The following is a 25,534-nucleotide window of genomic DNA, read 5'->3' on the forward strand; positions in this document are numbered from 1 at the left end:
CTCTCCTCGTATTTGGATGTGTCGGTGTTTCGATAATGTTGTTTAATTCATGCTCTTTAATTCATGTAATCGGGTTGTTGATCCGGTGCAGCTTGTTGAAAAGCAGGCTGCTGCTGGCAATGCTCATATACAGCTAATACTTTAGGGAAAGTCGATAGATCACAACCGAAGCGCAAAGCATTAGCGACTTGTGGGACCAGACAGCAATCGGCTAGAGTTGGTTGTTCTCCAAAACAATAAGAACCGTGACCATGTCTCGTTAGTAGTGTTTCTACTGCAGTAAAGCCTTCATTAATCCAATGTTGGTACCAGTCATTTTTTTGTTCGTCACTAATGCCAAATTCTTTTTTCAAATACCCTAGAATGCGTAGGTTGTTGACTGGATGCATATCACAGGCAATGACATTGGCTAGCTCTAGTACTCGGCTTCGATCCATGTTGTCTGCGGGAATAAGTCTTGGAATAGGATGGGTTTTATCCAAATAGTCGATGATAGCCATGGATTGGCTGAGCGTTTGCTCATCATCGGTAATGAGCACAGGTACACCTTTTGATGGATTTATACGCATGTAATCCATGCTGGATTGCTCACCAATGCGGATGTTTATTCCATGGTGCTGATAATCTAGTCCCTTTAGGGCTAAAGCGATACGAACTCGATAGGAGGTCGAACTGTTGAAAAAATTATATAAATACATAGCTGCTTCCTAAGATTGAGTCTGTTTAGATGACGCCTGAGACGTTGCTTTATTAACGAGAAGAGTTGCGCAAAGTAGAGTAGCTAATAGAGCCAGACCTGCCACCTTTGGAGCAATTGGCGTATCACCGCCTTGTAAATTTGGCAGTAAAAATAAGCCTCCCGCGATGACAAAACCAAATCGAAATACGAGGTTTAGTTTATTTTTGAAGTAACCCGCAAAGCCTACCGATACAGCCCAAACACCGATCAGTGCGCTCATCACTGTAATGACAATTTGTGATGTCTCTCCGATTAATAAGAGTGACGGCGTTGTGACAAACAAGAATGGGATAATGTATGCCGTCCAACCGAGTCTCATTGAGGTCAATGCTGTTTTCATTGGATTTGCCTTGGCAATGCTGGCAGCAAAGAAGGCGCCAATGGCTATCGGCGGTGTCACCATGGACATCATGCCCAGATAGAAGATGAACAGATGTGCTGCAATAGGTTCTACACCAACTTGAATTAATGAGGGCGCGACTAAAACAGCGAGCAATAAATACACGCCGACGGTTGGCATTCCCATACCGAGTACGATGCAAACCACGGCAGAAATGACCAGTAAGAGGAATAGATTGCCTTGGCCTAATTCGACCAAGAAATAGGTTAATCCGAAGCCTAAGCCAGTGATATTTAGTATGCCGATAATGAACCCTGCAGCGGCACCAATCATGATGATATCGACAATAGAATGCCCAGTTTCTTCTAGGCTGCCCAAGATGTCTTTAGCGTCCATGCGTTTGCCCTTATAACCTTTTAATACACCAACAATTAGTGCGCCAAGAGCACCCCAAAGTGCGGCCGTTTCCGGACGTTGGTTAAAGCTAAAGAGAGCTAAAATAACGGCAGCGAAAGGAATGATAAAAATCCAACCTTGTTGTAGAACCTTTCTTTTAGAGGGAATAAGTGCAGGATCAATCGGTTTGATTTGTTCTTTTGCCGCTTCTAAATCTACTTGGATATACAGTGCTGCATAGTAAAGAATGGCAGGTACCAAAGCGGCAATGACCACCTCGCTATAACCAATTTGCAGGAATTCTGCCATCAAGAAAGCCACAGCACCCATTACAGGAGGCATAATTTGCCCACCCGTTGATGCAACAGTTTCAATGGCGGCTGCCGTGTGAGGTTTGAATCCACCTTTTTTCATCATACGAATAGTGACGACACCTGTAGCCACAATATTCGATACAACGACGCCGGAAATGGAGCCAAATAACGCTGAAGCGATAGTGGCGATTTTGCCTGAACCACCTTTGCTTCGACCCATTAGAGCTAAAGCAATATCATTGAAAAAGTCAGCTCCACCAGAACGAAGTAACAGCTGCCCGAATAAAATAAAGCCAATAACAATGGTGGCCGCTACGTTAAGGGTTAATCCCAACATACCGTTAGTATCGACACCGAGATAAACGAAGAGTCTATCTAGGTCAATGTCACGTGTTTGTAGAGGGCCTGAAAGATGGCTGCCTAGTAGGGCGAATACCATAAATAGCATGACGACAATGACTAAGGTGAGCCCAACTACTCGTCTTAATCCTTCCAATACCAGAACAAATAGTATGGCGGAAACTGCTAAGGCATCTAAAGGAAGATCGAGTTGTCGCTCAACAAGATCAGGATATTGCACAGCTAAATATAGACTGGTGATCAAACCGAGTAGCGCAAGCAGACCATTTAGGCTGCGTTTTAATTGGCTACTTTGGGGTTTTAGAAAGACCAGCGCTAAGCTGATCCCCAAGATCACCGCTAGATATTGCTCAGTATAAATTGCAATTCCTAAGCGGCTGAAAAGATCAGCGGCAAAAGCAATGGCGGCGAGGGCGATTAACACCCCTAAGCCATTTCTTAATACTGATATCATCGTAGGCTCGTGAATAACAACTTCTTGAGTTGATGATTCCGTGTTCATTTAAAGCACCTTTTACTGAAGTAAATAAGAGTACTGGTGGTTAAAAAGAGAGGTATTACTCCTGCCAAAGGCCTTTTTCTTTGAAGTAACGAATCGCACCTGGGTGGTATTGAATTCCGGGATAGTTTTTGTTTGGTGTATTAATAGCTAATGTTTTAAAGCCTGGGTAAAGCTGTACCAAGGCGTCTTTGTTTTCCAAAATGGCTTTTACCATTTGGTAGACTTGCTCATCAGAGACTTTGTCATTGACGACTAAGACGTTATCCCATGTCAGCATGTTTATGGTTTTGTCGATGCCAACTAGATGCGGTGCAGGTTTAATTTCTGAAAAATAAAAAGCTGGGCGTATTTTTAGTACTGCGTCGAGCGCAGCTTGATCCGCGTTTACAGGAAGAAAGGTGACGCCACCAACAGACGCATCAACTTCTGCCACTTTGGGGCCACCTACAGCAAAATAAGTAGCGTCTAAACGATTGGCTGAAAGATTATCTGCAGCGCGAATCAAGTCAGGAACAGGAACTTGTTGAACATCGTCCCAAGTTAAGCCGCCAGTTGCCAACATGGCCTCCATGTGAGGACGACCAATTGGAAAAGCATTCCAACCTGATGCAACCCGTTTACCTTTTAAATCTGCAATCGTATTTATGCCCGCGTCTTTACGGACAAAAATGCCAATAGGTTGAGGGCTGATTCGTAGGGCAATTCTTAAGTGGTCGCGTTTTTTACCCTTGTAATCTGCTTCGCCTTGGGCAGCCACTATGGCATCGTTTACATCATTAATGGCAAACTCGGCCAAGCCTTGATTTACCGCATCCATCATGGCGCGGTTGCCGCTATAGGGCTGAACCACTAAATTAATGTTTTCTTTGGATCTGCCTACATTGGCTATGCCATTACTCATCGTGTTCCAAACAGAACCTTGTGGCGGTGACGCAATAGACAAAATTTGTGCAGAGGTATTGGCTGATAGCAGCGTGATTGAGCAAGTCGTAAGAACTGCTAATAGTGATTTTTTCATTGTTTCTCTCCAGATTATTTATATTTATTGTTTGCTGGTTTGCCAGTGATATCACAGCAGATGTTATAAGCATCAGACAGTGAATATCGTTAACTAAATCTTAGGAAAACCTGCCCGTTTTCCGTTCGAGTTACATAGGTTTTAATGTCTTCTGTTAGCGGTTCGCTCATGGCTTTACCGCTTTTTATACAGAACCGTCCTTGATGAAGAGGGCATTCAATTTCCCCATCTTCCAAGAAACCATCGCTTAACAAGGCATGCCCATGTGTGCAGATATTGTCTGTAGCGAAGATTTCATCTTCTACTTTATAAAGTGCTATCTGGTGGCCATTTACAGTGATACCAATAACGTCATCTTCGGGAATATCGTTAATACTGATCGTATTTATCCAATTTTCGCTCATAGGGACCTCGACTTATCCTTATGTTTTTAAGTGGGTTAGATGGGGTAAATTAACGAGTTGAGGATCATCTCGTTATCAAAAATACAGAGGCGGGATTCAATCTGAATACCATCATCTGTTATCCGCAAGCGATCGAGATAACGACCTACGTTGTAGACTTCTGCAATACCATCATTTTTGGTTCGGAAAACGGTGTAATTTGCTTGTGATTCAATAACACCTTTATCAGATTCACTGAGAATTAATGGTGATGACACCATATGCAATTGATGGTAAGGGTCGTGAAATATTGTTTCCGTGATGCCATAAATACGGTCTTTCAGCATGCCTTTACTGGTTAGCGAAAGCGCTGCCATTGGCAAGTTTCTGTCATAGTTTTCACGAGCTTGAACCTTGTAGACACAATCCTCTGCGAACATATCGAGCCATGCAGTCCAATTAGCTTGATCCACTACGGCGGCGTAGGTTTGATAGAACTGAGTCAGCTTTAGATAGTTTTCAGTTGTTATTAGCGTTGTTTTCATGGCTATACTCCCATCACTTTGCGCCAGTAGGCATACATGCCTCGGATTAAGGTTTCAGAGACCATGTGATCGGTTTCTTCTATGTCTTTACCGCCAAGTTCTGCAAGTGACCTATGGAAGGGTTTTTGTTCAAAACCCTGCTGGGAAAATTCAATAACCTCACCGTCATCGGCCGAAACAAAACCTGCTGGGCCAAATAAATTAGCTTGACGTAAACGGCGTTCAGTCATTTCTGGAGTGTCGTCTTCATAACCGAAATGCGTCCAGACAAAATCGAACGAGCCATGCCCATTGGGTTGAATGTGGCGCGTACTGACACTGTTAACTTGTTGTTGCAGAATGACACTAGGGAATAGGGTCATCATTACTGCTGTAGGACCGTCCCACCATGGCTCCACTTCAACATCCAGGAAGCTCGGATCATTGAGTTGCATGGACTCTTTAAAACTAGAGACATTGGTGGTTTGGGTGTCTTTACCACCTGAACCGCGAGTTGAAATCATTGCCGCATGACGAAAATGTTCATCCATTTTGAGTTCTGAGCGATTATCTGCACGCCATAAGCCAAAAGTGACAAACCAAGTATGCAATAAGCCAGGATGATAAGGATCTTTGATATTTTCTTGCATGAGTTTCCAGTTACCTGGAATGCGTTGTTTGTTGTAACCCAATAAAGTGAGTTTTCGACCATTAAACATGCGGTCAAAATAAGACAACATAGTAGGACCAAGGAAGGCTTCGAAAGATTCCACATCATGATCAAAACTGGCGAATACCACACCACCACGTTCTGCTACTAATAATTTGGTTAGCCCGTGATCGGAGGTTTTAAAGTCTTTTGACATGCCGCCTTTTACTTTGCCGTCTTGCTTGACGCCACGACGAAAAGGAACACCTTGAAGATTGCCTTCTAGGTCGTAATTCCACTGATGATAGGGGCAGGTGAAGCTTTTAGTGTTGCCATGCTTTTCACGGCAAAAACGCATGCCGCGGTGGGCGCAGACGTTTTCTACCACATAAATGCTGTTATCTTCATGGCGTACCATAATGACTGAGCGTTCACCAATCACGGTACGTTTGAAATCGCCTGGTTGTGGGATTTCTGCTTCTAATCCTACATAGCACCAATGATTCTTGTAGAAGAGCTTTTCAAGTTCTTGCTTGTGTATGTCTTCGTTTGTGTAAGCCCAAAATGGAATTCGACTCGTGTCTTCATGGTCCCAAATTGGCGTCATTGGAATGCGATTTTCCTGACTCATTTTGTTCACCCTTTTTTGTCTTTATTGTGGGTTGGATTTTGTCCTTTAAAGAAATGACTGGTTTTCTGTAAAGGCATTATTTGGATTCAAAAATTAGAAATACTGGCTTATACCCCACTCGGGTAAAATGCATCGGCGTATATCCGCTCGATGTCTGCACCGCGCTTAGTGCACGCCAAGGACGCAGCTTCTACCATGGCGGGAGCACCAGCTAAGTAGATTCGCCAGTTTTTAAGTTCGGGAAAATGAGCTGCGATGGCATCAGTCACCAAACCACGGAAAGAGGTGCTATTGGGTTTGGTATGATCTAAAGCGATTAAGTATTGGAAATTTGAGTATTCAGTAGCCAAGCAATTCAAATAGTCCAAGCCGTATAAATCTTCTTCCGTGCGGGCTCCAAATACCAAATGAATGTCGTTTTTCATACCAGATTCTAATGCACCACGAACAATTGAAAGAATGGGAGCAAGCCCTGTTCCAGTTGCGACACACAGCATAGGGTCGTTATTTTTACGTCTTAGGTAAGAGGCGCCAAGAGGGCCATTGAGTTTGATCGATGCACCAATTTCGATGTGTTCATCTAGTTTTGATGTGACTCGGCCATTGGGAACAAGACGTATATGAAATTCTAGTAAATCGTCTTCTGTAACCCCTGCCATTGAGTAAGAGCGGGTTCCGTCTTCACGCCAGAAAGTGAGGCTAGCAAATTGTCCTGGAGAATAGTCGAAGCCTTTGTTGATTTTGAGCTTAAGGCTACGAACGTCATTGGATAACACATCGTAAGCAACAATTTGGGCTTTTACTGTTTTGGTTGGGTGCGTAATGATTTCATCTGGCTCAGGTATCTCAATGATTGAATCGGTTTCAATACGGCTTTGGCAGGCTAAAACAAATTGACCATGTTGAGCCAAACGGCCTTCTGCAGCGGATGGTCCGCTTACAGTACCTTCAATTACTTTGCAGCGGCAGGTACCACAACGGCCAGATAAGCAACTATAGGAAATAGGAATCTGATTTTCCAAAAACGCTTCTAGCAATGTGCTGCCTTGAGTAGCTGTTATCGTTTTATTGGTAGGCTTAATTAAAATTTCCATCTTCGCTCTTACTTATTATTGTTTGATTTATGTGCGATGCTTTTGCATAAACGGACTATAGAAGTTGTAGAGATATTCAGATATAAAATAATCCTAATAATGTATATTCACGACAGTGAGATCTCTAACATGATTCGCCTGCAAGATATTGATTTAAACCTGTTGGTTGTTTTTCAACTAATGTATCGAGAACGTAAGACTGGGCTAGTGGCAGAACAGCTTGGATTAACTCAGCCTGCAGTAAGTAATGCCCTAGCCAGATTAAGGTTGGCGTTAAATGATGAGCTGTTTGAACGAACGGCACGTGGTATGAGGCCCACACCATTTGCCGACAGTATTGCGGAGTCTGTTGGCTATGCGTTAAGCACATTACAAGACGGCTTAAATTATCAGGAACGTTTTGATCCGCTTTCGAGTGATCGATCCTTTTGCATTAATATGACGGATTTAGGCGAGATTTATATGTTGCCAAGATTGATGGCGTATCTTGCTGAACATGCACCTAATATTTCGGTCAGTACTGTAAGAGATCAAGGGCAATCACTTAAAGAGGAATTAGAAACAGGAAGTGTGGATCTTGCGATTGGGCTTTTGCCTCAGTTAGAAGCGGGTTTTTATCAACGAAGACTATTTGACCAAGATTATGTTTGTTTGATGCGTAAAGGGCATCCCTATGCAGAAGAGACTCTTACTTTAGAAAGCTTTTCAGAATCGGAACATATTATTATAGAAGCTCAAGATACAGGGCATGGGCGAGTAGAAAAGTTATTGGCTAAAAGTGGTATTTTGCGAGTCAGTAAATTGAAGTTACCGCACTTTATTTCTGCTCCGTACATTGTTGCGAAAACAGATCTAATTGCTACAGTGACCGAGAAACTTGCCTTACAAACAGCCGAAAATCTTGGGTTGATCGTTAAGCCGCACCCAGTTGATATTCCTCCAGCACAGATTAATATGTTCTGGCATCGTCGCTATCACCAAGATACAGGCAACATTTGGTTTCGTAATCTGATTTTTGAATTGTTTTCAGAATAATTTTATAAAAAAGCAAAAAGCAAAAAGCGAATCAAACGATTCGCTTTTTGTTTTTCTAGAGGGACTAGAAAAAGATTTGGGCTATTTGAACATGTTCTAATTACTTGGCTTTTAGATTTTTCTGCATAGTGGATGAGTACCAGTCTAAAAAGTTGATAACACCAAATTCATAGGTTTCTGAGTAAGGACCAGGTTGGTAACCAATCGAGTTGATCCCTAACTGGTTGCGCTCGCCGAGAACTTTGTCTTGTTCGTTGGTGGCATCCCACACTTTGCGTAGGGTATCTGTCTCGTAATCTATGCCTTCTACGGCGTCTTTATGGACGAACCATTTGGTGGTGACGATGCTTTCTTGGGCCGAAACAGGTAATACGCGGAACACAATAAAGTGGTCTGACTGCATGTGGTTCCACGAGTTTGGTAAATGCAAAATACGCATGGAACCAAGTTCGCGGTTTTGAATTCTTCCAAGTGGTAACGAGCAAGCGGAAGAGCCGTCTATGGTCATTACTTTTGTTCCTTTTTTGAGCGGCATCCGCACGATGCGGTTACGTTGCACTTCACCAAAGCTTTTTAGCTTGTGAGGAATGCCTTCTTTATCCCATTGTGCAGCTTGAGCATTGTAATGATCGTGAAAGTCTTGTGGTGCGCGAGGATCTTCGGTGTCATCCCATTCTAATAATGTTTGAAGTAACTCTGGGTGACTACCGGCACAGTGGTAACACTCGCGGTTGTTTTCGAGTACCAATTTCCAGTTAGCGCGTTCATACATGGTGGATTCGACCGCTAATTTGGTGTTTTCCACGTCGTAGGGCTCCATGTATTCGTCTAGCGTTGCTAAGAATTCGTCAAATTCGTCGGTTGGTTCAGTTTTACCTAGGCAAACAAAGATGAAGCCACCGCCTGTTTTGCAAAACGCCGATTTTAGGCCGTGTTGCTTCAAATCGAACTCTTTATTCATTTCTGTGCCAGCAAACAGTAAGTTGCCTTTTAGATCATAAGTCCATTGGTGATAAGGACAAACGAGGTTGGCAACCTTGCCTCTGTGTTCGGTGCAAAGTATTGAGCCGCGGTGTCTACAAGTGTTGTGGAAGGCGTTCACGTTGCCCTCGCCGTCACGCAGAATCAACACTGGGTTTTGTCCAATTTCGACGGTTATATAGTCGCCTTTTTTTGGGATCTCACTAGTCATGCCCACAAATAGCCATTCTTTTTGAAAGACTTCTTCCATGTCGATTCTGAACATGTGTGGGTCGTTATAAAGCTGTGCGTCGAGTGAATAGTTGCTAGGACGTTTTTCTAGCAAGTCTGTCATGGCTGTTTTGGCTTCATCTAAGGAAGCATGGCGTACATTCAGTAGGTCGTGTTGATTCATCTTTCTGGGCCTTAATGACAAAAAGATTGATGGAATGCGTCTTTTGACTACGAGGCTATAGTCGCTTAATCAATAGGGAAAGAAATGACCATTAACGACAAGAGTTGATACATAAATCGACTCGCAATAGCTTGAGGTACCTAGTCTTGATCTAGCCTTGGCTGCCCTGAGCAACTAATTGTCGCGCAGAGTTAACTTGCATTGATCAACAGGACCCAGAATGGCTCAAAACGGTGCCGCTCTTTGTAAGTCAACGAGTAGATACTCAACTTCAGGCACTTTACTTTAGGTGTGTGAATTTAATTAAGAGATTTCAATATGACCAACTCTTCTACTATAGTGAACGCTGATTATTTAGCACCTGTAAATACTCAGACTTGGGTAAATGGACGTCACAATGTTCGTTGTGTGAAGGTGATTCATGAAACATGGGATGTGCGCACGTTTTGCTTTATGGCGCAGCAACCGGTTATGTTCTTTTTTAAACCGGGACAATTTGTCACTCTAGAGTTGGAGATCGAAGGCAAGCAGGTGATGCGCTCTTACACGATTTCGAGCTCGCCTTCTGTACCTTATAGCTTTTCGATTACGGTAAAGCGTGTACCTGGTGGTGAGGTGTCGAATTGGCTACATGAGAATATGTCGGTCGGTTCTGAACTGGCAGTACATGGTCCTGTCGGTCAGTTCAATTGCATCGACTTTCCCGCTGAGAAAGTCTTGTTACTGTCTGGTGGTGTTGGGATTACGCCTGTCATGTCCATGGCGCGCTGGTGGTTTGATACTAATGCAGATGTGGATATTACTTTTATTCACAGCGCGCGTTCGCCAAGGGATGTGATTTATTCCCGTGAGCTAGATCACATGGCGGCGCGATTAGACAATTTTGGTTTGTATTTGATTGTTGAGCGCATGGAGAACGGTCTGCCTTGGCAAGGATATCGAGGCTATTTGGATGCTTCAAAACTAGACATGATTTCTCCTGACTTTATGGAGCGAGAGATTTACTGCTGTGGCCCTGCGCCTTATATGAAAGCGATTCGTGCGCTGCTTCTCGATCGTGGCTTTGATATGTCGCACTATCATGAAGAATCTTTTGGCGCGACGCCAGCCGACGTAGTAGAAGACGCTATTGAGCAAGCAGAAGTGGCTCAGGCGGAAGCCGATGCAGTTAATCAAGAGGACTTATTGCGCGTTGAGTTTATGGGCAGTGGTAAGAGCATTCAGGTTCTTGCGGGGGAAACCTTGCATAATGCTGCGGCAAAACTGGATCTCATGATCCCGAAAGCCTGTGGTATGGGGATTTGCGGAACTTGTAAAGTTTTGGTGAAAGAGGGCGAAACCCAGATGGATCATAATGGCGGGATTACCGACGATGATATTGAAGCAGGTTATGTTTTGTCTTGTTGTACGGTGCCTAAATCAAACGTGGTTGTGGAATATTAGAGATAGGCGATTTTTTATTAAATAAGCGTTCAATAAAAGCGCGATCTTGTTCTATATTAGTGCATGGTGTTATGTTCTACGTATTGGTCTTTATTGAGGGTTAGGATGATTTACTCTCTAGAGTCGATAGGCATTGTGTGAATATACAATGTGATACCTTGGATTTTGTATTTCCTTAAAAAATAAAAAAGTGCTCGTTTAAACATGGTCTGGATTTTGCCTGTGTAAGTGAAGCACACATATGAGGACACTAATATGGTAATGGCAAATAACGCTACGCTCGCTTTTGATGCAAGAAGCACAACTAAAGTAGGTTTTCTATTGCTCGATCATTTTACGATGATCGCGCTTGCCTCTTCTATTGAACCGCTGCGTATGGCGAATCAGTTATCGGCAGAAGAACTCTATAGTTGGAGTTTGATTTCTGAAAATGGCCAGCCGGTTACCGCCAGTGACGGCTTGAGTTTGACACCTGATATGTCGATTGAAGACAGTACGGAGTTTGACCTCATTATTGTTGCTGGTGGTATCGATATTACTCGTACTTTTACCGCGAAGCAGGTTTCTTGGTTAATGAAACAATCGCGTAAAGGTGTCCAGCTTGGTGGTATTTGTACTGGCGCTTACGTGCTTGCTTATGCTGGCTTGTTAAATGGCTATCAGTGTAGCGTGCATTGGGAGTGTTTAACTGCTCTACAAGAAACCTTCCCCAAAGTTAACTGTAATAACAAGCTGTTCTCCATCGATAAAGATCGTCTGACGTCATCTGGTGGCAGTGCACCAATGGACATGTTTTTAAACATGATGACCAAGCAGCATGGTCCTAAATTATCTAATGCGATCTCCGATATGTTTATTTGTGATCGTATTCGTAATGAATCCGATCAGCAGCGTATGCCAATGCGTCAGTTTAATAGTGCAGGTGTTTGCACGCCGAAGCTGGTGGATGTGATCGAGTTAATGGAAAACAACTTGGAAGAACCCATTGAGCTAGATGAATTGGCGACTTTTGTTGACGTATCTCGTCGTCAAATTGAGCGCATGTTTCATCGCCATTTAGATTGTTCTCCGTCACGCTTTTATTTACGCCTGAGACTCGAACGAGCGCGTAAATTATTAAAACAATCGAATATGTCGATTGTAGAAATCTCCATGGCGTGTGGCTTTATCTCGACACCGCATTTTAGTCGCTGTTATCGAAAACACATTGGCGTATCGCCTCGTGATGAACGAAAAATTGCCTGGAAAGGTGAGGCGTCTGAGTCGCTTAAAATCGAAAAAGATGATGCGATTGTCTATATTCCTCATGCCCATGATGCGTTAAATCATTCGCATACTGAACCGAGTTATGGATCTGTTGCTGTTTAGGTTTACTGACTTAACATATTGAAAAGGAGCCTTAATCGGCTCCTTTGTTTATGTCTTGCTCTAAAACACGTTTAGTAAAGTAGAAATCAAAGTTATGGTTTGTTTTCGCAATACATAAGATCTTCTTTTCCTGTTGTGTTTCTTTCCTCACATAACCAATTTGAATACACAATATGATCATTATTAGATTGCACGATGAAAAACGGCTTGTTTTGTGCTGGTAACCAAGAGCTTAAATCTGTTGAGCGCTGTTTCGCTTTACCAGATGAATAGTATTGACCAGAGAACGGGCGCTTATGCAGATAAAATAAATCGCTTTGCGTAGCTTCTGGCTGTTGTTTCCAAACGGCAAGTATTTTGTTTTCAGAGCGGTTTGGTATTAAATCAAAATGCAATACGCTGATTAGAGCGATAAGTAAAAATGGCGTTATGAATCCGACTTTGTAGAGCCAGTTTTGTAACGGTCTTTGCTTATGAAGATGCGCTAATAACAGCGCCATTGCTGGCAATGCCGGCATCACGTAGCTCGCTAAAATGTTGCCGGAAAAACTGAATAGAATCATCGGTGACAACATCCAGAATAATAAGAAAGTGCCGAAACCATCTGAGCTTTCTTCAACATCTTTGTCGTCTCTTATAGAGCGAATCCATTGCCATATAATAAGGGGACTCCAAGGTAGCATAGAAGCTAACGCGTAAACCCAAATAGTGCCGCGAGTTCTTTCGTGTGCGCTGCCATACAAATCCCCTTGCCAGCCGCTGACAATGAAACGCTTTATGTGTTCACCGACGATGAAGTAATCTAGAAAACCTGGCGTTTTATATTCAGCAATGGCGTACCAAGGCACAGTAATAACGAGAAAAAGTAATGTGCCATATCCCCAAGGTAGAATGTTCCATAGTCTTTTCCAGCGGCCATTAGGAGTCAACCAAATAGTTAAACTTATGCCAATCAATACAATCGCCAATGGGCCTTTTGATAACATGCCTAATGCTAAACCGATAAAGAATAAATAACCCCAGATCTTGCCTTTATTACTCCAAGCTTGCCAAAAGCTAATCATGCTCAGGGCGATAGAAAAGGTGAGGGCCGTATCAGTCATTACCGCGCCACTTAATACGATAAACGAGACGGTAGAGGCTAATATGCTGGCAGAAAAAATGCCCATTACTGAAGATTGAAAGTGGTCTTTTGCCAACTTGTAAACTAACCAAATAACTGCTAATCCAACAATCAGGTGTGGTACTCGTGCGGCAAATTCATTGACGCCAAATAGGCTAAATCCAAGACTACTTAACCAAGTGAAAATTGGCGGTTTTCCCCAAAATGGCACATTGTAGTCAAACATCGGCGTGATCCAGTTGCCAGTTTCAAACATGATGCGTGCCATTTCGCCATAACGTGCTTCGGTGGTGTCCATTAACGGATAAAGAGATAAAGAAATAAAACGCAATGCCAAACAGCTAATTAATAGTATCAGCAGTAATTTGGCCGAGGGTAATGAGTAGGTCGGTTGTTGCATTATTCAGAGTCCGAGTATTTGAACGTGGGTTTTGTCATAGCGTCTTCCATGAGTACATACAACGGTCGTTGTTTGGACTCAATAAACAACCGTCCAACGTACTCGCCTAGTACACCAATGGATAAAAGCTGAATACCACCTAAAAATAAAACGACGAGTATTGTCGATGGATAACCTGCAACTGGATCACCCCAAACGATGGTTTTGGTGAAAATAATCAGAGCCATAATAAAGGCGATAGCCGATGTGGTTAATCCTGCCATAGTCGCCCAGCGTAATGGTTTGGTGCTGAATGAGGTAATGCCTTCCAATGCCAAATGAATGAGTTTTGGGTAATTCCACTTGGTGTCACCGGCCAAACGAGGGTCGCGGTCAAAGGTGAGGACTTTACGAGTAAAACCAGGCCAAGCAAGTAAACCTTTCATAAAGCGGGTCCTTTCTGGCAAAGTGTTAATAACGTTTACGACTTTTTGATCCATCAAACGAAAATCACCGACGTTTTCGGTAATTGGGTGATTGCTTATTTTGGACATAAAACGATAGAAGCAATGTGCGGTGGTGCGTTTTACCCAGCTCTCTCCATGGCGCTCGCGGCGTTGCATTTCGACGACTTGTGCGCCATCTTGCCACGCTTGTACCATATCGGGAATGTATTCTGGTGGATCTTGTAAATCCGCATCAAGTAGAATGACACAGCGGCCTGAGGCTGCTTTCATGCCTGCGCTCATCGCGGCTTCTTTACCGAAATTTCTGCTTAATCTTAAGCTGCGTATTTGATGTAAGGGGTGTTTGAACTGACTCACCATTTTCCAGCTGTTGTCATTACTGCCATCATCGATGTAGATGATTTCACAATACTGTTGGAGTTTAGAAAGCGCTTCACAGACACGTCGATGGCAAACTGCCAATACATCCGCTTCATTTAGGAATGGAATGATTACTGATACGAGAGGCTGCGCCTTTACTGTAGGCTCCTTTGCCGCGGATTCAAAGTTCGCGTATTGTCTATATGGAATGGCGCTCATTGGCGTTCTCCTGAAACGGAAAAAAGTTCATGAGTACATCCTAATAACAGTGGTGTCGCAAAAAGGTGATTCACTTTTTTTTCACGCTTTTATGTGACAATTCGGCTTTATTAGCCCACTCTTTTTTTACAGCATTTTTTGATAATTGAGACGAATATGAAATTACTGTTAGTGGAAGACCATAAAGATATTGCCGGTGTGATTTTTGATTACTTTGAAATCAAAAACTATGTGCTAGATTACGCGAATAATGGTTTGCAAGGTTATGAATTAGCAAAAGCCGAACATTATGATGCCATTATTTTAGATGTAATGTTGCCTAAAATGGACGGACTAACGGTATGTAAATCATTGCGAGAAGCCGGTATTGATACGCCTATATTAATGCTGACAGCGCGCGATACCAAAGACGATATATTGACTGGTTTTGCCCATTTTGCTGACGATTATTTAGTGAAGCCTTTTGATTTGGAAATTCTTGATTCTCGATTGCAAGCTCTGGTAAGAAGACGAAAAGGCAGTGTCGCCAACCGTACGTTGACTTTTGGTAATTTGTCTTTGGATATGAATACACGAGTGTTGCAGCGTGAAGGTGGCCGATATTCTTTAAATCCTTCTCAATACACGATTTTAAAATGTCTTATTCAAAAAGCCCCTGATGTGGTGTCAAAAGATGAAATCTGCGATGCCTTATGGGGTGATGAAGAACCAGATAGCAAAGTGCTGCGTAGTCATATTTATCAATTACGCAGTTTGATTGATCGACCTTTTGAGCATGCTTATTTAAGAACCGTATCTAAGGTGGGTTATCGTCTTGTTGCTGAAGGTGATGAATGAAACAAATTAAAACTGCGAAACAGCTAACCTTCACTTATTTCTCAATCGTAGCGTTCGCGATTATAGCGTTTCACTTTTCTATGTTTACCTCAATGATCGAAAACATAGAAATGATTTATGCAGAAAATCGCATGTTAAAAGATAAAAATACGGCTGTTTCTTTATTAAATGGCACTGATTTAACACATGTTTCTGTGCCGCCTTTTTCCGAAGTGTACGTGGGTAAAGAAAACTTACCATCTGGTGTGGTTCTTGCCGCCAACGCCAAAGACGATAAGCCTTATGAATTAGACAAAGAATCAGATACGACGTTAGAAATGTTTTCTATGCATTCTAGAGTGATGCTAAATGGCGAGTTGAAAGATATTTATGTGATTCATTACGATGAGATTTATGAAATCTCTGAAGCCCAGATGTTTGAAACACAGAGTACTCAACTTGTGTTGTCTCTGTTGTTGTTGATCGTCAGTTTGTGGGTGGTCATGCGAATCTCTGATCGCTTAACCAAACCGCTTGCCCAACTTTCTAAAAGTCTTGGCGAAAGAACGCCTGCCAATTTGTCTGCTATTGAGTTGCCAGAAGGGGCGGCGACAAGAGAAATTCGCCATTTAGTTGATAGGTTAAATAGCTACCAAAATCAAATTCGAGAGTTGATTCAGCGAGAGAGAGCATTCAACCGTTATGCGAGTCATGAGCTACGTACACCTCTAATGGTCATGAAGGGCGCGACAACGCTGCTTGGTAAATCTGACTCGAAGGAATTTTTAGAACGTCAACGAGTGCGCATGGTTCAAGCCTGTCAAGAGATGGAAGATTACATTACGACTCTGTTGTCTCTAACTCGAGATGAAGATTTGGCTGCTATTGCTTCGCGTGTTGTGCAGACAAGTGAATATGAAGACATTCGACAGACGCATTTGGGGTATCTCACAGGTAAATCTGTTGCGGTTGATATTGTTGAAAATGGTCAAATTATTACTAAATTACCTATTCCTACTTTTCATATTTTAGTGGGGAATTTACTGAAAAATGCCATGGCCTGTACTGAAGAGGGCTATGTGAATCTAGTGATATCAGATAATGAATTATCTATTGTCGATACAGGTTGTGGTTTGAGCGGCAAACCGGGCGGCGAAAGTTATGGTTTGGGGTTGATGATAGTGCGCGATATTTGCGCCAAGTATCATTGTTCGTTCTCTTTGGCGGATAACTGTTCAGCTGATAATGGTGCGCTAGGGTGCACTGCTACAGTCGTTTTTCCAAGTGATACACAATGTTCTCAATGATCTATGCATTTAAAAAATAGATAGATTGGAACCAATATAAGCATAAAACAATCAAGTTTATAGATGTTATGATGTGTGCATCAGTTACACTATTTCTTGATGGAGAAACATAATGAGCTCGTCAATTTTAAAACGAATTCCTCTGCAAATGTTCTGGCCTACATTTGATCCTTTTTTATTTTGTGCTTTCCATAATGATACTTACCCAAAAGCAAACGCATCTATGGGGCCTGATGCACCGCTAAATAATCGTCCATTGGGGCAAGACTTTGGCGGTATTGATGGTTGGCGTATGTATCACGGTAAAAGTATTCCTGGGTTTCCTGCTCATCCGCATCGCGGGTTTGAAACGGTAACCATTGTGAACAAAGGCTTTGTTGATCATGCCGATTCTATTGGTGCGGCTGGCCGTTATGGGGAGGGTGATACTCAGTGGATGACGGCAGGTGAAGGCGTTCAGCATTCCGAAATGTTCCCTTTGTTGAATGAAGAAGATGTTAATCCATTAGAACTTTTTCAAATTTGGTTAAATTTGCCAAGCAAGAATAAAATGGTGCCACCGCATTTCACCATGCTTTGGAATGAAGATACGCCAGTGGTAAAGGTTGCCGACAGTGAAGGTCTGGAAACTCAAGTTAAGGTGGTTGCTGGCACGTTTCAAAATGTTGATCCTTCACCTTGTCCGCCTAATTCATGGGCGGCGGATAGTAAAAACGATGTTGCTATTTGGTTGATTGATTTGCCAGAAAACGGTGAATGGAACTTGCCTGCAGCGGTAGCTAATTTGAGCCGTACTTTGTACTTTTTTGAAGGTGAGAAGGTCACGTTAGATGGTGCAAATGCGTCTATTAATGAAGCTTTTGTCTTGAAAAGTGATTCCGCTTTGGTATTGCGTAATCAGGGCAAAAAAGCCAGATTCTTGTTGTTGCAAGGCCGCCCAATCGGTGAGCATGTTGAGCAACATGGTCCTTTTGTTATGAATACACGTGCAGAGCTACAGCAAGCGTTTCAAGATTATCAACGTACACAATTTGGTGGTTGGCCTTGGCCGCGCCATGATCAAGTGCATGATAAATCGAAAGGGCGATTTGCTGAATATAGCGCTGAGCAAGCCAAGGCTTGATTGAATTGACAAGCACGGCTGATTAAAGCTTAGCGGGAGAAAACACCCAATAGCGTGAGAAAACATAATTGAGCATCATGCCAATTAATATGCCGGGTATCATGGCTAAATAAGGCCATAAAAGAGTCAGTGTAGAATTGGATGTTGCTGGTGGTTGAGACATTAATATTAGATAGCAACCCCAATTAGGCACAAAGGCAATAACAGAGCTGCCGAGAAATTGCATCCATTGCAGAGCAGCAGCCTTTTTGCTGTTGCTTGTTTTTTCTTGTTTGGGGTCAGTAAAAGTAATAGTGCGATTCCACCACCAGTTCGAGCTGGCTGCGACCCAAAATGCGAAACCACGAGCAACAAGATGCGGCAACCAAATGGAAAGCAGCAGCATACTGGCAAGGTCGACTAGAAAGCCAGCACCACCGACGATAGCAAAGCGTACAAAAGTATGTTTGAAAATTAAGTTCATGGTGGCATTCTAAGCAGCTGAACATCAAAAAAATATGAAACTATTTCTCTTGAAGAAATTTTTAATCTTAACGAAATAAAAGGACCGAAAATGAAAATACTTGCATTTGGTGCTAGTTCAAGCCGCCAGTCTATTAACAAGGCTTTGGCCGGTTATACAGCAAACCTTGTAGAAGGCGCGGAAGTGACACTTCTTGATCTTAATGATTTCGAAATGCCGCTTTTCAGTGAAGACTTTGAGAAAGAATCAGGTGTTCCAGCTCAAGCACAAGCATTTGTAGATGCTATTGCTCAAACAGATGTAATCGTTGCATCTTTTGCTGAGCACAATGGTTCTTATTCTGCTGCTTATAAAAATATCTTTGATTGGGCATCTCGTATTGAAAAAGCCGTTTATCAAGATAAGCCAATTGCTGTGCTTTCAACATCTCCAGGACCTGGTGGTGCAAGTAGTGTGCTTGCACAAACTGTTAACAGCATGCCGTTTTTCAAAGGCAATATTGTTGGTAGCCTGAGTGTGCCTAACTTCTATAATGTAATGAAAGACGGTGAGGTTGTTGACGCTGCCATTAAGCAAGCCTTGTCGGATATTGTTGCTAAGTTTTAAGCTTTTAGTTTTAAGTATAAGGAGGCCAGATGAAACAATTTCTTTTATGTGATTGGTTGGGGATGGACTATCCGATTATTCAGGCACCTATGGCAGGTGTTCAAGACAGCGCTTTGGCTATTGCGGTGTCGGAAGCGGGTGGTTTAGGTTCTTTGCCATGCGCTATGCTAAGCGTGGATGATATTGCTCATCAGGTTTCCTTAATTAAAGCCTCGACGAATAAACCGTATAATCTGAATTTTTTCTGTCATGACACTTCAGAATACAATGAAATAAAGCATCAACAATGGCGAGTGTTGTTGAAACCGTATTTTGATGAGCTTTCAGGTCAATATGATGCGACCATAAAAGCCGCAACCCGAATGCCTTTCAGTCATGATATTGCCGATGTGATAGAAGACTTTGCTCCCCCCGTTATTAGTTTTCACTTTGGTTTGCCTGACGCTAAGTTGCTTGCACGGGTTAAAAGTTGGGGAACTAAGGTACTGTCTTCTGCGACAACACTTGAAGAGGCGGTTTGGTTAGAAGAAAATGGCGTGGATGGCATCATTGCGCAAGGTCTTGAGGCGGGAGGGCATCGAGGGATGTTTCTGTCGAAAGATGTTTCTACTCAAATTGGTTTGTTTTCACTATTGCCTCAAATTGTCGATCGAGTAAGTGTCCCTGTGATTGCAGCAGGTGGTATTTGTGATACTCGCAGTATTGACTGCGCTTTGTCTCTGGGTGCGTCAGTAGTACAAATAGGGACTTCTTATTTGTTGTGTCACGAAGCTAAAACATCTCAACTTCATCGTGCTGCGTTAAAAAGTCAAAGAGCCCATCATACGGCTTTAACCAATGTTTTTACTGGGCGACCTGCACGAGGTATTGCTAATCGTATTATGAAAGATCTTGGCTATATGAATTCCAGTGTGCCAGATTTTCCTTATGCATCAATGGAAATGGCGCAATTGAAAAATTTGGCAGAGAAGCAGAATTTGGATGATTTTTCTTCTTTGTGGAGTGGGCAGAATGTGTCAGGTTGCCAAGAAATATCCGCTTTTGATTTGACCAAACAATTCGCTGAGGCCTGTCGAATTGTTTCCTAATTATTCCTATATGGAATCCAAAATATAAGTTTTATTCCTTTTACAAATACATGTCTTAACCTCATGCTAACGCTTTCAAATTTGTGAGATAAGGCGTTGGCATGTGGATCTTTATTACTCTGTTTGCAGCAGGTTGTCAGTCGGTTCGAACGGCGTATCAAAATACTCTGGCTCGTGAAACTGGGTTTTTACATGCCACTATGTCGCGTTCTTTATATGGCTTGCCATTAGTTAGTGTGTATCTTGTTATTTGTTGGCAGCTATTTGGTTGGGTATCTGTCGAAAAAAATCTAGTTTTTGTCGTCGCGGCAAGCATTTGTGCCATTACTCAGATTATGGCGACGTATTTTATGTTGCGAGCCTTTCAGGCTGGTAGTTTCGCATTGGGAACCTTGTTGTCTAAAACAGAAGCGGTTTTGGCTGCGTTAATTGGTTTGCCTCTGCTGCATTATACTTTGACAATGGGTGCGTGGTTTGGCATTGCTTTTGGTGTGCTAGGAGCTATTGTAATGAGTGTTAAGTGGAACAATATTAGACAAGCGCACAAGGACGTATCTCTTTTACTTGGGCTTGCTAGTGGTTTGTGTTTTGCTATTACCTCGGTAACATCGTCTATCGCCAGTCATTCTTTATCTGGTTCTCTCATTACTAGTGCAGGCGTCACGCTTTGGTATGTTTTAGCTTTGCAATCTATTATTTTGTGTGGCATTCAGATTTATAAAAGCAAAGATATTTTAGCTCCGTTTAGGCATGAATTTGCGTTAAGTTGTAAGGTAGGTGTCTTAAGTTCTCTAGGGTCAATTGGTTGGTTTACTGGTTTTGCTTTGGTTAATCCAGCTTTGGTGAAAACGTTAGGGCAGATTGAAATAATCGGAACCTTGTATTATTCAAAAGTTCGTTTTTCTGAAAAAATGACGACGCAGCAATGGATTGGTGGCGCAATGATTGTGATCAGCGTTATCTTAGTAGTGACATCGACGATTAAGTGAGGGATACATGGAATCCAATAAGATCAATTATGTTGAATTACCAGCGCGTGATTTGGCGTTAAATAAAGCCTTTTTTAGTCAAGTGTTTGGTTGGGGGTTTAGAGATTACGGCCCAGAATATTCAGCGTTTGAAAATGCAGGATTAGATGGAGGCTTTTTTCAAGCGAATTTTTGTTCAAGACCACAAAATGGCGCGGCGTTGATTATTCTGTATAGTAATGAACTTGAAGTCGTATTTGAAAAAGTACAAGCGGCGGGTGGAACGATTGAACAAGTAATTTTTGACTTCCCTGGTGGTCGTCGTTTTCACTTTCTAGATCCGTGTGGTAACGAATGGGCGGTGTGGAGTGAGCCTGCTTAACGTTTTAATCTGCAAATAAACATAACCGGACTGAATTCAAAAACAAACTCTGTCCGGTTATTGTGTCTGCCTATTTGTTTCCTCTAGTCATCGTTATTGGAGAGTAAACTCGCCACAATAATTAGTGTTCCATTTTTCTAGTATGCCGTAATAGCTTTCGCCTGTAGCAATGAGCCAATGGAGCTTGCAGAAGGCTGCTTCTAGGGTCATGTCTCTACCACTCAAAACGTTCATAGAGGATAAGATAGATCCCGCTGCATACGCGCCCTGGGACACTCCGCCGTGTAGGCATTGAGTCAGATTTACAATGTTTTTCTTGCGTAGCATAGCTTCTGTTAAGAATGATAAAAACGCTGGGTTTTGATCTGGTACATTACCTGCACCATAAGTTAGCAGAACAATTGCCTTGCAGTTATCGTCGTCCAAGAGGCTTAAATAAATGGCAACCGGTTGACTAGGGTGCAGTGTAACCACTCCAACCGCACCAGTTTTAAAGCTGACAATATTGTTTTCAAGTAATGTTGTTACGCTCTCGTCATTACTTTTAATCATGCGATTTGGATAAAGCTGCATGCCAATCGCTAATTCACCTAACAAATCGTCATTTGGGGTATGGAAGGCTTCAAATCGACCGCTGCTAATTTTTTGGATGCGATTGCCGCGCATTAGTTTGCCATCAAAAACCAAGCTTACGTCTGCTATCCTATGAGAAATTGCCAATGATAGGGCAGCTTGTAAATTTGAAGTGGCATCACTTCGGTTCATCCCTAACGGAATTTGAGAGCCTGTTAGAATGATGTTTTTAGTGCAGGCGCCTAGCATGAAAGACAAGGCTGAGGCAGTGTACGCCATGGTGTCCGTACCATGAAGAATCACAAAGCCATCATAGTCTTGCCAATGAGTTGCAAGAATAGACACTAGTTTGGTCCAGTGCTTTGGCGTTATATTGGCGCTGTCAATTAAAGGTGAAATTTCCAGCACTTCAAAAGAGGGAAGAGTGTTTATGCTCATCCCTAACGCCATTTCTATACGCTCTTGCAAACCAGAAGCAGGGGCTAAGCCCTGCTCTGTTTGAATCATGCCTATGGTACCACCTGTATACAAGATGAGTACTTTTGCGCTCATATTACAACCTTGCTAGGGGAAAGCATGGATTGTGGGCTTAGCAAAATATTCACCTGCTCTTCCGTTAGCAGGTTTTCTTCAATTACCAAGGCTTTTACTGTGTTGCCAGTGTGCAGTGCGGTGTTAGCAATTCGAGATGCATTAGCGTAACCAATATGCGGAACCAGCGCAGTAATGATACCGATACTGTTTTCAACGTGACCAGCGCACACGGCTTCATTGGCAGTGATGCCGCGTATGCAGCGAGTTTCCAGCATTTGGCAGGCTTCTTTAAGCATTTTTAACGAATTTAGTACGTTATAAATGATCATAGGTTCCATGGCGTTCAACTGTAATTGACCCGCTTCAGCCGCTAGAGTTACAGCAAGATCAGACGCGATGACTTGATACGCAGTTTGGTTCATCGCTTCAGGAATAACAGGGTTTACCTTACCTGGCATAATGGATGAGCCTGGCTGCATTGGTGGTAGGTTTATTTCGCCTAAACCTGTACGAGGTCCACTAGATAGCAAGCGCAAGTCGTTGCTCATCTTGCTTAGTTTAATAGCAAGACGCTTCAAAATGCCGGAGAAAAATACAAACGCACCCATGTCTGATGTTGCTTCGACTAAGTTGCTGGCAGGTACGAGTGGTTTTGTTGAAATAGTTGCTAGTTTTTCTACTACTAGTTTGGCATAACCTTCAGGTGTATTGATGCCAGTACCGATTGCAGTACCGCCAAGGTTTACTTCGCAAAGTAGTGCGCAGGCTTCACTGATGCGGTCGATATCTTCACCAAGGGTAACAGCAAAGGCATCAAACTCTTGGCCTAATGTCATTGGTACTGCGTCTTGAAGCTGCGTACGTCCCATTTTTACGATGTGCGCGAATTCACGAGCTTTGGCTTCTAATGCTTCTTTTAGTGATGCAAGGCTTGGTACAAAGTTGTCGGCTGCAAACTGAATGCCCAAGCATGCTGCCGTTGGGTAAGCGTCGTTGGTGGATTGTGAGCGGTTTACGTCATCGTTTGGGTGTAGGAACTTGTATTCGCCTTTCTCATGCCCTAATTTCATTAGTGCGATGTTGGCAATAACTTCGTTGGCGTTCATGTTGGTTGAAGTGCCTGCACCACCTTGAATTACATCAACAATGAATTGATCGTGATATTGACCTTGGATCAAATCTTGGCAGGCATAGACAATGGCATCGGCTTTTTCAGTTGTTAGTAGTTTCATATCTTGGTTGGTTCGAGCTGCAGCCGCTTTTACCATTGCCAAGGCTTTAATCAATTCAGGAAAGTGAGAAATAGGAACGCCAGTAATCGAGAAGTTTTGAGCTGCACGCAATGTCTGTATACCATACAACGCGTCAGCGGGAACGTCCATATTGCCAAGTAAATCGTATTCAGAGCGAGTATTCATGATGTTCTTCCTGACGCCTCACCGGATCACGATGAGGCGTAATTTAAGTTGGTTTATTGGTGGTTATTTTCGTTATTTGGCCAAGACTCTTGGTCTAGATCCAAATCGGCGAAACGGTTTGCTTCAAACGTTGGCACTTTATTACCTTTTTTGCGCTGATCATCAAAGTCTTTCATAACGCGTTTAGCAACTTTAAACAACAGAGCTAGAGCAAATAAGTTAACGAGCGCCAATAGACCCATGCTCAAATCTGCAAAGGCGAACACTGTTCCTAGATCAAGGATAGCACCCGTGCAGCAAAGGCAAATGATGATGACGCGGAAGGCATTCATGTAGAAGCCATGATTGTCTGATTTAGTTAGGTAGCTAACGCTGTTTTCGCCTAAGTAGTAGTTGTACAAGATGGTACTAAAACCAAATAGCAGCAGAGCAATACTGACGAACATACGGCCATAATCGCCCATGTGAGTTGCCAATGATGCTTGAGTTAGAGCTACGCCTTGAACAGTTTCAGTGCTGCTTGGATCATAAGCGCTACCAAGAAGGATAATCAGTGCAGTACAAGTACATAATACGATTGTGTCGATAAATACAGAGAAGGCTTGAACGATACCTTGGTTCGCTGGGTGTGGAATATAAGCAACCGCTGCAACGTTTGGTGCGCTACCAAGACCCGCTTCGTTAGAGAATAGGCCGCGTTTTACACCCATTAATATAGCGGCACCAATACCACCGCCAAATGCTGGCTCTAAGCCGAACGCGCTTTTAACTATCATAATCAAAGTATCTGGAACCGCGCTTAGGTTCATCGCAAGAACGATAAGAGCAATTAACAAATAGCCGCCAGCCATAATAGGGACTAGTATTTCAGCTACTTGCGCAATACGTTTAACGCCGCCAAAAATAATCAGGCCAACAATTAGTGCCATGCCGATGCCGCTGTAGTAAGGCTGGATGCCAAATGCGTCTTCTAATGAGGTAGCGACAGAATAAGATTGCAAGGTCGTGAAGGCGATACCGAAAGTGGCTAATAGTAAGATTGAATACAGTACGGATAACCATTTCCAATTTTTACCTAGACCGCGTTCAATATAAAATGCTGGGCCGCCACGGAAAGTACCGTCTTTTTCTGAAGCTTTATAGGTTTGTGCTAGCATACATTCGACAAAGCTGGTTGCCATGCCCATTAGGCCAACAACCCACATCCAGAAAATTGCACCTGGGCCGCCAATCGTAATCGCAACCGCAACACCAGCAATATTACCGCCGCCGACACGGCCCGCTACAGATAAAATTAAAGCTTGGAATGAGCTTAAATGTTTGCCATCAGCTTCATGATGTTTTGCGGTAAGAATACCGAACATATTGCCGAAATAGCGAAATTGTACAAAACGGGTTGCAATGGTAAACCAGATACCAATGCCGATTAATACGGCGATAAGAACCTTGCTCCAAAGCAAGTCGGTGAGAAGAGATAGCATGGGGGAACTCCTACTTTTTTAGATTTATTATTTAGTTTTATTTGGTAGTGCTAAGA

General features: G+C 42.8%; 24 protein-coding genes. 10 read left to right on the forward strand and 14 right to left on the reverse strand.

The genetic code is table 11. The features are described 5' to 3' along the window. Positions 1-56: 56 nt before the first annotated feature. From maiA to BUA59_RS15105, 7 genes are all read right to left on the reverse strand, one after another. A complete protein-coding gene (gene maiA / locus BUA59_RS15075; RefSeq protein ID WP_072840524.1) occupies positions 57-698 on the reverse strand; it encodes a maleylacetoacetate isomerase in 642 nt (213 codons plus the stop codon). A gap of 9 nt (positions 699-707) precedes the next feature. Further along, the gene (locus BUA59_RS15080; RefSeq protein ID WP_072840525.1) at positions 708-2,651 is read right to left on the reverse strand and encodes a TRAP transporter permease; all 1,944 of its coding nucleotides are present in this window, start codon (positions 2,649-2,651) and stop codon (positions 708-710) included. A gap of 55 nt (positions 2,652-2,706) precedes the next feature. After that, complete coding sequence (locus BUA59_RS15085) at positions 2,707-3,669, reverse strand: TAXI family TRAP transporter solute-binding subunit (RefSeq protein ID WP_072840526.1); 963 nt, start codon at positions 3,667-3,669, stop codon at positions 2,707-2,709. An 89-nt stretch (positions 3,670-3,758) separates the two neighbouring features. Then, entirely contained in the window at positions 3,759-4,073 is a 315-nt protein-coding gene (locus tag BUA59_RS15090; RefSeq protein ID WP_072840527.1) for a non-heme iron oxygenase ferredoxin subunit, read from the reverse strand. Positions 4,074-4,108: 35 nt separating this feature from the next. Further along, complete coding sequence (locus BUA59_RS15095) at positions 4,109-4,597, reverse strand: aromatic-ring-hydroxylating dioxygenase subunit beta (RefSeq protein WP_072840528.1); 489 nt, start codon at positions 4,595-4,597, stop codon at positions 4,109-4,111. A gap of 2 nt (positions 4,598-4,599) precedes the next feature. Further along, positions 4,600-5,856 (reverse strand): aromatic ring-hydroxylating dioxygenase subunit alpha, encoded by a 1,257-nt coding sequence (locus BUA59_RS15100; RefSeq protein ID WP_072840529.1) that lies wholly within the window; start codon positions 5,854-5,856, stop codon positions 4,600-4,602. A gap of 107 nt (positions 5,857-5,963) precedes the next feature. After that, a complete protein-coding gene (locus BUA59_RS15105; RefSeq protein ID WP_072840530.1) occupies positions 5,964-6,950 on the reverse strand; it encodes a 2Fe-2S iron-sulfur cluster-binding protein in 987 nt (328 codons plus the stop codon). 129 nt (positions 6,951-7,079) lie between these two features. Here BUA59_RS15105 and BUA59_RS15110 point away from each other — a divergent pair, with 129 nt between their 5' ends. After that, positions 7,080-7,985: a LysR family transcriptional regulator gene (locus tag BUA59_RS15110; RefSeq protein WP_072840601.1), complete on the forward strand. Its 906-nt coding sequence runs from the start codon at positions 7,080-7,082 to the stop codon at positions 7,983-7,985. Between the two features lie 100 nt (positions 7,986-8,085). Here the strand turns inward: BUA59_RS15110 and BUA59_RS15115 are convergent, their stop codons facing one another. Then, positions 8,086-9,360, reverse strand: a complete 1,275-nt coding sequence (locus BUA59_RS15115) for an aromatic ring-hydroxylating oxygenase subunit alpha (RefSeq protein WP_072840531.1) — start codon at positions 9,358-9,360, stop codon at positions 8,086-8,088. 318 nt (positions 9,361-9,678) lie between these two features. On the opposite strand from BUA59_RS15115, the gene BUA59_RS15120 reads away from it, so the two are divergent. Together BUA59_RS15120 and gbdR are read left to right on the forward strand one after the other, a co-directional pair. Beyond that, positions 9,679-10,803, forward strand: coding sequence for an FAD-binding oxidoreductase (locus BUA59_RS15120; RefSeq protein ID WP_281251022.1), 1,125 nt, complete (start codon positions 9,679-9,681; stop codon positions 10,801-10,803). A 255-nt stretch (positions 10,804-11,058) separates the two neighbouring features. Continuing rightward, positions 11,059-12,171: a choline metabolism transcriptional regulator GbdR gene (gbdR, locus tag BUA59_RS15125; protein ID WP_072840532.1), complete on the forward strand. Its 1,113-nt coding sequence runs from the start codon at positions 11,059-11,061 to the stop codon at positions 12,169-12,171. Positions 12,172-12,263: 92 nt separating this feature from the next. Here gbdR and BUA59_RS15130 read toward each other — a convergent pair whose 3' ends face one another. Further along, positions 12,264-13,694, reverse strand: a complete 1,431-nt coding sequence (locus tag BUA59_RS15130; RefSeq protein WP_072840533.1) for an ArnT family glycosyltransferase — start codon at positions 13,692-13,694, stop codon at positions 12,264-12,266. Beyond that, a complete protein-coding gene (locus BUA59_RS15135) occupies positions 13,694-14,719 on the reverse strand; it encodes a glycosyltransferase family 2 protein (protein WP_072840534.1) in 1,026 nt (341 codons plus the stop codon). The genes BUA59_RS15130 and BUA59_RS15135 overlap by 1 nt, the downstream gene beginning before the upstream one ends. Positions 14,720-14,875: 156 nt before the next feature. On the opposite strand from BUA59_RS15135, the gene BUA59_RS15140 reads away from it, so the two are divergent. The 3 genes from BUA59_RS15140 to BUA59_RS15150 all read left to right on the forward strand — a co-directional run bounded on the left by BUA59_RS15140 (position 14,876) and on the right by BUA59_RS15150 (position 17,965). Continuing rightward, positions 14,876-15,556 carry a response regulator transcription factor gene (locus BUA59_RS15140; RefSeq protein ID WP_072840535.1) on the forward strand — a complete coding sequence of 227 codons (681 nt, stop codon included), beginning with the start codon at positions 14,876-14,878 and terminating at the stop codon, positions 15,554-15,556. After that, complete coding sequence (locus BUA59_RS15145; RefSeq protein WP_072840536.1) at positions 15,553-16,842, forward strand: sensor histidine kinase; 1,290 nt, start codon at positions 15,553-15,555, stop codon at positions 16,840-16,842. The genes BUA59_RS15140 and BUA59_RS15145 overlap by 4 nt, the downstream gene beginning before the upstream one ends. A gap of 112 nt (positions 16,843-16,954) precedes the next feature. After that, positions 16,955-17,965 carry a pirin family protein gene (locus BUA59_RS15150; RefSeq protein WP_072840537.1) on the forward strand — a complete coding sequence of 337 codons (1,011 nt, stop codon included), beginning with the start codon at positions 16,955-16,957 and terminating at the stop codon, positions 17,963-17,965. Positions 17,966-17,987: 22 nt separating this feature from the next. Here BUA59_RS15150 and BUA59_RS15155 read toward each other — a convergent pair whose 3' ends face one another. Beyond that, positions 17,988-18,428: a GtrA family protein gene (locus BUA59_RS15155; RefSeq protein WP_072840538.1), complete on the reverse strand. Its 441-nt coding sequence runs from the start codon at positions 18,426-18,428 to the stop codon at positions 17,988-17,990. A gap of 90 nt (positions 18,429-18,518) precedes the next feature. Here BUA59_RS15155 and BUA59_RS15160 point away from each other — a divergent pair, with 90 nt between their 5' ends. The 4 genes from BUA59_RS15160 (at position 18,519) to BUA59_RS15175 (ending at position 21,472) form a co-directional block, all read left to right on the forward strand. Further along, positions 18,519-19,034 (forward strand): NADPH-dependent FMN reductase, encoded by a 516-nt coding sequence (locus BUA59_RS15160; RefSeq protein ID WP_072840539.1) that lies wholly within the window; start codon positions 18,519-18,521, stop codon positions 19,032-19,034. 29 nt (positions 19,035-19,063) lie between these two features. Continuing rightward, entirely contained in the window at positions 19,064-20,122 is a 1,059-nt protein-coding gene (locus BUA59_RS15165) for an NAD(P)H-dependent flavin oxidoreductase (protein WP_072840540.1), read from the forward strand. A gap of 101 nt (positions 20,123-20,223) precedes the next feature. Next, positions 20,224-21,111, forward strand: a complete 888-nt coding sequence (locus BUA59_RS15170; RefSeq protein ID WP_072840541.1) for an EamA family transporter — start codon at positions 20,224-20,226, stop codon at positions 21,109-21,111. A 7-nt stretch (positions 21,112-21,118) separates the two neighbouring features. Then, positions 21,119-21,472: a VOC family protein gene (locus tag BUA59_RS15175; RefSeq protein WP_072840542.1), complete on the forward strand. Its 354-nt coding sequence runs from the start codon at positions 21,119-21,121 to the stop codon at positions 21,470-21,472. 93 nt (positions 21,473-21,565) lie between these two features. Here BUA59_RS15175 and BUA59_RS15180 read toward each other — a convergent pair whose 3' ends face one another. From BUA59_RS15180 to BUA59_RS15190, 3 genes are read right to left on the reverse strand one after another with little or no spacing between them, the layout of a single operon-like run. Next, a complete protein-coding gene (locus BUA59_RS15180; protein WP_072840543.1) occupies positions 21,566-22,597 on the reverse strand; it encodes an asparaginase in 1,032 nt (343 codons plus the stop codon). Further along, positions 22,594-23,997: an aspartate ammonia-lyase gene (locus BUA59_RS15185; RefSeq protein WP_072840544.1), complete on the reverse strand. Its 1,404-nt coding sequence runs from the start codon at positions 23,995-23,997 to the stop codon at positions 22,594-22,596. Before BUA59_RS15185 ends, BUA59_RS15180 begins: the two co-directional genes overlap by 4 nt. A 53-nt stretch (positions 23,998-24,050) precedes the next feature. Further along, positions 24,051-25,478 carry an alanine/glycine:cation symporter family protein gene (locus tag BUA59_RS15190; RefSeq protein WP_072840545.1) on the reverse strand — a complete coding sequence of 476 codons (1,428 nt, stop codon included), beginning with the start codon at positions 25,476-25,478 and terminating at the stop codon, positions 24,051-24,053. Positions 25,479-25,534: the final 56 nt, after the last annotated feature.

The organism is Marinomonas polaris DSM 16579 (assembly GCF_900129155.1).
Taxonomy (GTDB): domain Bacteria; phylum Pseudomonadota; class Gammaproteobacteria; order Pseudomonadales; family Marinomonadaceae; genus Marinomonas; species Marinomonas polaris.